The following is a 4,977-nucleotide window of genomic DNA, read 5'->3' on the forward strand; positions in this document are numbered from 1 at the left end:
GCTGGGCCGCCGCCAGCGCGCGCGATCTCGGCGCACGCACCGGCGCGCTGGCGGTCGCCGGCGACAGCGCTGGCGGCAATCTTGCGGCAGTCGCCGCGCTGCAGTTGCGCGGCTCGGGCATCGCGATCGCGCACCAGCTGCTGCTGTATCCGGTCGTCGATTGCGCGACCGAGCATCCGTCGTACGAATCGCTCGGCAACGGCTATTTCCTGACGGCAGACATGATGCGCTGGTTCAAGCGCCACTATTTCGACGACGGCGCCGATCGCGCATCGCCGCTTGCAAGCCCGCTCGCCGCGCCGGACGTCGCGGGCGCGGCGCCGGCGACGATCGTCAGCGCCGAATTCGATCCGCTGCGCGACGAGGCCGAAGCGTATGCGCTGCGTCTCGCACAGGCCGGCACGCCGGTGACCGTCGTGCGCTGGCCGGGCCAGCTTCACGGTTTCGCCAGCATGCTCGGCGCGATCGATGCGGCCGACCGCGTGCTGACCTTCGGCGCTGACGCGCTGCGCCGCGCGTTCGACGCGACGGAGGCGCCATGAGCATCGCCGGCACGCGGGAGATCGTCGACGAGCTGCGTGCGGGCCGGATGGTCCTGCTCGTCGATGAAGAGGATCGCGAGAACGAAGGCGATCTCGTGATCGCGGCCGATCACGTGACGCCGGAAGCGATCAATTTCATGGCGCGCTTCGGGCGCGGGCTGATCTGCCTGACGCTGACCGCCGAGCGCTGCGAGCAGTTGCGCCTGCCGCCGATGGCCGATCACAACGGTACGCCGTTCGGCACCGCGTTCACCGTCAGCATCGAGGCGGCCGAAGGCGTGACGACCGGCATTTCGGCGGCCGATCGCGCGCATACGATTCGCGCGGCGGTGCGGGCGGGCGCCCGCCCCGACGACCTCGTCCAGCCGGGCCACGTGTTCCCGATCGCCGCGTGCCCGGGCGGCGTGCTCGTGCGCGCGGGACACACCGAGGCCGGCTGCGATCTCGCGGCGCTCGCGGGGCTCACGCCCGCATCGGTGATCTGCGAGGTGATGAACGACGACGGCACGATGGCGCGGCTGCCCGAGCTGAAGGCGTTCGCCGCGCATCACGGGCTGAAGATCGGCACGATTGCCGACCTGATCCATTACCGGCGCGAACACGAATCGCTCGTCGAACGCGTCGGCGAGCGGCCGCTGCATACGCCGTGGGGGCAATTCCGTGCGATCGAGTATCGCGACACCGTGCACGGCGCGCCGCATCTCGCGCTCGTGCGCGGCGAGCCCGATCCGTCGACGCCGGTGCTGACGCGCGTGCACGAATGCCATTCGCTGCTCGACCTGCTCGATGCGGAGCCGTCCGCGCATTCGTGGCCGCTGCATGCCGCGCTGCAACGGATCGACGCGGCCGGCTGCGGGGTCGCGGTGCTGCTCGACTGCGACATGCGCCGCGACGCGATGCGGATGCCGGCCGGCCATGCGCGCCGTGACGGACGCGTGACGGGAATCGGCTCGCAGATCCTGCGCGAGCTCGGCGTGCGGCGGCTGAACGTGCTATCGAGCCCGTTCCGGTTGCCCGCGCTGTCGGGACACGACCTGGAGATCATGGCGTTCATTCCGCTCGGCGACGACGATCCGGAAAGCGCGCGAAGTGCGCATGCGAACCCGCTGCGGGCGGCGTGACGCGTTGCCGCGGAATGGTCGGCGGGTTGCCCGCTTGACAGGCTATCGTTTGTTTTCGTTGAATACAGTCTTTGGTTTGTATTTTGACAATACATGCTGTAGATTGTATTTTCCGATTACAAACGATCGCCTGTCATTCCGCGGAGCGCCCGATGGCCTTTCCTGTCCAGACCCTGACCCAGCTGCGTCCGATACTCGTCGGCTTCCGGAAATCCGCGGGGCTCACGCAGGCGCAATTGGCCGCCCGCCTGGGCGTCACGCAGCAATCCTACGCGCAGCTCGAAGCCAACCCGTCGACGGTCAGCATCGAGCGGCTCTTCAAGGTGCTGAACACGCTCGGCGTGCGCATGACGCTCGCGCTGGGCACGCAGGACGCTTCGGCGGCATCGGCCGATCCTGCGCCCGATGCCGCGCCGGCGGTCCGCCAACCCGCCGCGAGCAAACGCAAGCCGGATGCGGCGCGCGGCACCACGGCCGCCAAAAATCCAGCCCGGCCCGCGACCGGCGCCGCGCGCAAGCGGCCCGCGACGGCAACACCCGGCAAGCCACGGGTTTCGAAGCGGGAGGACTGGTGACGATGGCCACGCGTGCCCGTCACGACCGGCTCGACCTGTGGATGAACGGCATTCCGGTGGGCTACTGGGAAGTCCGGCGCGGCGTCGAGCGTCTCGTCTACCTGCCGGCCTGGCTCGACGATCCACAGGGGCGGCCGCTGTCGCTGTCGCTGCCCTTCACGCCCGGCAACCAGCCGCACCAGGGCGCGATCGTCGCCGATTATTTCGACAACCTGCTGCCGGACAGCGAGCCGATCCGCCGCCGCATCGCGCAGCGTTACCGGCTCCGGTCGACGGCGCCGTTCGAATTGCTCGCGTCGATCGGCCGCGATTGCGTCGGCGCGATCCAGATGCTGCCGCCCGGCGAAACGCCCATCGATCTCGAGACGATCGACGGCGTGACGCTCGACGATACGGCCGTCGCCGAGGTGCTGCGCCACGCGACCGCCGCGCCGCTGCCCGGCCATGCGGAGCCGGAAGGCGACCTGCGCCTGTCGATTGCCGGCGCGCAGGAAAAGACGGCATTGCTGCGCCAGGGAAACCGCTGGCTGCGGCCGTCGGGCAGCACGCCGACGACGCACATCTTCAAGCTGCCGCTCGGGCGTGTCGGGAACATGCAGGCCGACATGCGGACGTCCGTCGAAAACGAATGGCTGTGCGCGAAGCTCGTCGCCGCGTACGGCTTGCCGGTCGCGGCGTGCGACATCGGCCGGTTCGACGACCAGAAGGCGTTGATCGTCGAGCGCTTCGACCGGCGTGCTTCGCGCGACCGCACGTGGATCCTGCGGTTGCCGCAGGAGGACATGTGCCAGGCGACCGGCACGCCGTCGGGCGCGAAATACGAATCCGACGGCGGCCCGGGCATCGACACGATCATGGGCATCCTCGCCAATTCGGCCGACGCCGCGCCCGACCGGATGAATTTCTTCGTCGCGCAGCTCGTGTTCTGGGTGCTGGCGGCGATCGACGGGCATGCGAAGAACTTCAGCATCGCGCACCTGCCCGGCAACACGTACCGCAGCACGCCGCTGTACGACGTGCTGTCCGCGCATCCGATCATCGGCACGCGCCGCAACCAGCTTCCGCCGCGCCGCGCGCGGCTCGCGATGGCCGTGTGCGGGAAGAACCGGCACTACGTGATCGGCGAGATCCAGCCGCGCCACTGGGTCGCGCAGGGCCGGCGCGTCGGCCTGACCGAAGACGACGTGCACGCCGCGATGGCGGCCGTCGTCGCTCGCACGGAACCCGCGATCGCGGAAGCCGCGGCGCAGATCCCGGCGGAATTTCCGGCGGACGTGGCGGATGCGATCTTCGACGGGATGCGGCGGCAGGTCCGCAAGCTCCGGGCAGGCGATCTCGCGTGACGGATCGACGGCGGGCGGTCGGGATCGGGGCGGGCTTTGGCGTCCGGTGGCAGGCTTCGATGTACTGAACCGGGCGCCCGCCCGGAACGGGTTGTGCCGGGCTCGTCCACCCGGACGATGCGCGCCTGCGCCACCGCCGCACAATGGTCGCCGTGCCCAATCCCGCCCCCCGCCCCCTCATGGAATCCGCCGACCTCACGACCGCGTTCAGCCCGCTGCAGATCGGCCCGCTGACGCTGCGCAACCGCCTGATCAAGTCAGCCACCAACGAGGGCATGACGCCGAACGGTGTGCCGTCGCGCGCGCTCGTCCGTTTTCACGAACGCATCGCCGAAGGCGGCGCCGCGCTGACGACCGTCGCGTATTGCGCGATCAGCGACGACGGACGCACGTTCGTCGACCAGGCACGGCTCGACGTGCCGACGGTCCGCCAGTTCCGCGCGCTGACCGACGCCGTCCATCGCCACGGCGCCGCCGCCTCCGCGCAGATCACGCACGGCGGCTGCTTCACGTTCCTGCCGTCGCTGTCGACCCGACGGCCGTTGAGCGCATCGGGCGGTTTCAACAAGGTCGGCGTGATGAGCGGCCGCTTTCTGAAGCAGGCGATGACGCGCGACCAGATGTCCGCGGTCGCCGACGAATTCGCGCAGGCCGCACGCCATGCGCGCGACGCCGGCTTCGATGCGGTCGAGATCCACATGGGGCACGGCTATCTGCTCAGCCAGTTCCTGTCGCCGCTGTACAACCGCCGCCGCGATGCGTACGGCGGCGACGCGGCACGGCGCGCTGCTTTCCCGGCCGAGGTGCTGCGCCGCGTGCTCGACGCGGTGGGCCGCGATCTCGCCGTCGTCTGCAAGATCGGCGTGACCGAAGGCGCGCGCGGCGGCGGAACCGCCGACGACGCATGCGAGATCGCGCGGCGGCTCGAAGCCGAAGGCGCGCACCTGCTCGTGCTCAGCGGCGGGATGAACGTCGAATCGGTGTGGCAGCTGTTCGGCAGCCCGTTGCCCGGCGACGCGCGCGCGAACGCCGACAACGCGATCGTGCGTGCGGCGATGGCGCTGCAGAAACTCACCGAGCCGAAGATGGGCGCGTTTCGCGAGATGTATTTCCTCGAGCACTCGAGGAAGGTGCGTGCGTCCGTCCGGATGCCGCTCGCTTACCTCGGCGGCGTGCGTTCGCGCGGGAACGTCGAGCTGGCGATGCGCGAAGGGTTCGATGCGGTCGCGCTCGCCCGCGCGCTCGTGTTCGAGCCGGATTTCGTCAACGGACTGCGCGACGGCCGGCTCGCGCAGTCGGGCTGCACGTCGTGCAACCGTTGTGTCGTGTCGATGTACACGCCGGGCGGCACCGCGTGCGTCCTGCACGAGCCGAACGACCCCGCGCCGAACCGGGT

5 protein-coding genes are annotated in these 4,977 nt (G+C 70.0%); all 5 read left to right on the forward strand.

Annotated elements, in window-relative coordinates; translation table 11 throughout:
• Positions 1-542: alpha/beta hydrolase (locus DPV74_RS38925; protein WP_162923274.1), on the forward strand; the 542-nt coding region annotated here is incomplete at its 5' end.
• Positions 539-1,663 (forward strand): bifunctional 3,4-dihydroxy-2-butanone-4-phosphate synthase/GTP cyclohydrolase II, encoded by a 1,125-nt coding sequence (gene ribBA / locus DPV74_RS38930; protein ID WP_119339124.1) that lies wholly within the window; start codon positions 539-541, stop codon positions 1,661-1,663. The genes DPV74_RS38925 and ribBA, both read left to right, overlap by 4 nt.
• Positions 1,664-1,815: 152 nt before the next feature.
• The gene (locus DPV74_RS38935; RefSeq protein ID WP_119339125.1) at positions 1,816-2,238 is read left to right on the forward strand and encodes a helix-turn-helix transcriptional regulator; all 423 of its coding nucleotides are present in this window, start codon (positions 1,816-1,818) and stop codon (positions 2,236-2,238) included.
• A gap of 2 nt (positions 2,239-2,240) precedes the next feature.
• On the forward strand, positions 2,241-3,581 hold the full coding sequence (locus DPV74_RS38940; protein WP_119339126.1) for a type II toxin-antitoxin system HipA family toxin: 1,341 nt from the start codon (positions 2,241-2,243) through the stop codon (positions 3,579-3,581).
• A gap of 179 nt (positions 3,582-3,760) precedes the next feature.
• A partial coding sequence (locus DPV74_RS38945; protein WP_162923275.1) for an NADH:flavin oxidoreductase occupies positions 3,761-4,977 on the forward strand: 1,217 nt, incomplete at its 3' end.

Origin of the sequence: Burkholderia sp. HAN2018 (genome assembly GCF_024704855.1) — a bacterium.
Taxonomy (GTDB): Bacteria; Pseudomonadota; Gammaproteobacteria; order Burkholderiales; family Burkholderiaceae; genus Burkholderia; species Burkholderia cepacia.